The sequence below is a fragment of the Olavius algarvensis spirochete endosymbiont genome (genome assembly GCA_900608495.1).
Classification (GTDB): domain Bacteria; phylum Spirochaetota; class Spirochaetia; order DSM-2461; family DSM-2461; genus UBA2779.
In genome coordinates this window covers 1-2170 of sequence record UWYT01000180.1, presented here as the reverse complement: position 1 = coordinate 2170, position 2170 = coordinate 1, and the positions used below count along the sequence as shown (strand labels likewise).

General features: G+C 46.5%; 2 protein-coding genes. Both read left to right on the top strand.

Going from position 1 to position 2170, the window contains the following annotated elements; genetic code table 11:
- On the top strand, nt 1-785 hold a 785-nt coding region (locus tag S1OALGB6SA_RS04690; RefSeq protein ID WP_148084027.1), incomplete at its 5' end, for an RHS repeat-associated core domain-containing protein.
- Nucleotides 786-862: 77 nt separating this feature from the next.
- Nucleotides 863-1828 (top strand): tetratricopeptide repeat protein, encoded by a 966-nt coding sequence (locus S1OALGB6SA_RS04685; protein WP_195910307.1) that lies wholly within the window; start codon nt 863-865, stop codon nt 1826-1828.
- Nucleotides 1829-2170: the final 342 nt, after the last annotated feature.

Below are 2170 nucleotides of genomic sequence, written 5' to 3'. Positions count from 1 at the left end.
AGGAGACCGGCCTCTACTACTACGGGGCTCGCTACTATGAGCCTGCCACCTCCCGCTGGATGAGCCCGGACCCGGCCGGGTTTGGATTGATTAATCCCATGGAGCCCGATAGTGAGGGTGGCTGGCAGCCTAAGCAGAGCTACTCAATCATTGAGGCTGTTAACTGGTATTCCTATGTGAGCAACAATCCCGTGAAATATGTGGACCCAACGGGGGATCAGCAAATAGGCCCAGGAGTTGCGCGTCGCACTATGAACGCTTTCGTAGCAGCGATGGGGGCTCCTATAGTTGCTATAGCGGATGCGGTGGGGCAAGCAGGTAATTTTGTAGCTAATCTTGTTACAGGAGATGTCTCTGTTAGCGCAAATGCGCACCTTTCTGCAGACGTTGGTGGATTGATAAGCGGGAAGATAACTGCAGGTAGCGACGGTGTGAGCTTTACCGTAGACAGCGACCTTTCCCCAAAGGAAGTTGGAGAACAGCTCCAGGGGCTTCTCGGTGCAAATCTGGAGCTTTCATCTGATGGTGTTTCACTTGGTATCGACGCCAAAGTTGTTGATGTAAGTGTTTCGGTATCTTCCAATGGTGATGGTACGGCAACCTTGGGCCTGGAAGTAAGCAAGGACATAGGAAATGTTCTATCTGCAGGTGGTGAAATAGGTTTAACGGCGTCGACGCAAGAGGGGCCGTTTGGAACAATTAAGAATCAGAAATCACCCGTATTGAATGAAGCTGCCGGTGAAGTGATGGGGGCGATGAAATATTTCAAAAATCCATCTGATTGAACGGGAAGGCGATGACTGGGAGTAAACTATTCATAGTTATTGCCGCCCTATTGATAGTTATTGGCTGCTCGAAGAAGTTGGATGAGGAAGAGCTGGAAGCCATAATACAGCATTCCTTGCAATTGGCACTCGAAGGAAAGCACAAGGAGGCTATCAAATATGTTGAGGAGAATACCCCCCCAAAACAAAGAGGCTTCCGCTATTATTACCTGCATGGGCTAGTTCTACAAATGGAAAGTCCGCTATATAATCTTCAAAAGTACAATGCAGACTATCTAAAAGCCTATGAGCTTGAACCGGATAATTACCATATACTTGTTAGTCTTGGCCAATCTTACAATATTCTTGCCGATTGGGAGAATGCAGTTATCTATTTGGAGAAGGCTGTTGAGATATATACTCAAAATCCTAATAAAAAGTCTGATCCATATAACAGCCTATTCAGTGCTTATTACTCACTTGATGAGTTTGAAAAGGCATTTATAGCGATTGAAAGGGCTATTGAGATTACTCCAGATAAAGCCTGGAACTACTTAGATAAGGGTTTGATTCTCTCCCAGTTAGAGGGTCTAGAGCCATTGATCGAGTACTACCAGAAAGCCGTATCGATGGACCCTGAGAATCTTATGTTCCCCAAGTACTACGGCAACCGTTTGATTGAGATGGGCCTGGATGATATGGCGATTGAACACTTCAATAAGTTTTTGGCCATAGATGAGAATTACTATTGGGCCTATGCAGACTTGGGATATATCAGGATGGTGAATGGCGATTGGGAAGGCGGCAAGGAATATTTCGATAGATCATATTCAATACTACATGACGACCCTTTGACGCTTATGTATTTAGCATTTTACTACTATTTCCAAGGAAATCTGCCAAAGGCCCTCGATTTTCAATTAGACTATCGATTGAGCATGGAAAAGAGTGTACTTATTTACGGGCTAAAAACAGCGGAGGAGTTTGAAGAATACTTCGCTGATGATAAGCTTTTTCAAAGGCTCAAGGCTGTTGTTGATGAGATGAAACTAGCTACTCTCTAGCCCCACCTCACGGGGTCCCAAACCACGCCCTTAGTAAACAAAGCAAATGGTCTCCTTAAGCCTTAACCCATTGGGGATGAGACTTCCTCACTGTATTCGGATTCTCATTCTAAGCCGCCTTAGGGGCGCAGCCTCTAGGCGGCGTACTCCCCAAGCGGTGGGCAGAATGCACACGCATTCTGTCTATCCTTTGAGCGTCAGTTAGAAAGGAAGCCCCCATGTGCCATGGAGGGCGCATGGGGAGGTCAAAGCCAGAAGGGCTCATACACTCCCTAAGCCCCATTTCACCAAGGACGAAGGTGAGGGCCTTTAGGAGCTTTTGCTAATCGATAATGCGGCATT